Consider the following 670-nt stretch of genomic DNA (forward strand, 5'->3'; position numbering starts at 1 on the left):
TCTTCGTGCTCAAGATCGGCATCCCCTGGGAGGACTTACCCGGCGAGGTCATCATGGCGGCCAAACTCAACGTCATCTTCGGTCCCTGCGGCGCGGGGAAGACGACCTACGCCCACGCCTTAGCCCGGCGGGAGGGCGCCAGTCCCCTTCATCCTCGACGAATGGGGCGCGCGCCTCTTCGGCCCCGACGTCCGCGGGCCCATCGAGTTCCAGTGGATGCTGGAGCGGGCCGGCCGCTGCGCGGCGCTGATCAGGTCGACGGCAGCCGCTGTGGTCGCCGCCGGGACTTCGGTGGTCCTCGACATCGGGCTGATGCGCCGCGCCGACCGCGAGCGCATCAGCCAGATCGCCGAGGCCGCCGGCCTGTCGCTGCAGTGGCACTTCGTTGACGCGCCGCAGGATGTCCGCCGCGCCCGGGTCGCCGGCCGCGACACCGCCAAGGGCGAGACCTTCGCCAAGGAGGTGACGCCGGAAATGTTCGACCTCATCGAGGGCCTCTACGAGGCGCCCGAACCCGCCGAGTTGGAAGGCGCCATCGTCAGCGTGAGCAACTAGGCCCTTGTACGGCCCGCATCCCTAGCCAGGTTTTGCTAGGCACTCTAAGCCCCCGGACATGGTTTCTGTCCACGTCGGAGTAGGCGCGTGGCGGTAGCGCGCCAACTCCCGCCGA

1 protein-coding gene is annotated in these 670 nt (G+C 69.1%); it reads left to right on the forward strand.

Features of this window, described 5'->3' with window-relative positions; all coding sequences use genetic code 11:
- Positions 1 to 150: 150 nt before the first annotated feature.
- Positions 151 to 555 (forward strand): P-loop nucleotide/nucleoside kinase family protein, encoded by a 405-nt coding sequence (locus tag Q664_RS26285; protein WP_084610386.1) that lies wholly within the window; start codon positions 151 to 153, stop codon positions 553 to 555.
- The last annotated feature ends 115 nt before the right edge of the window (positions 556 to 670 follow it).

The organism is Archangium violaceum Cb vi76 (assembly GCF_000733295.1).
Taxonomy (GTDB): domain Bacteria; phylum Myxococcota; class Myxococcia; order Myxococcales; family Myxococcaceae; genus Archangium; species Archangium violaceum.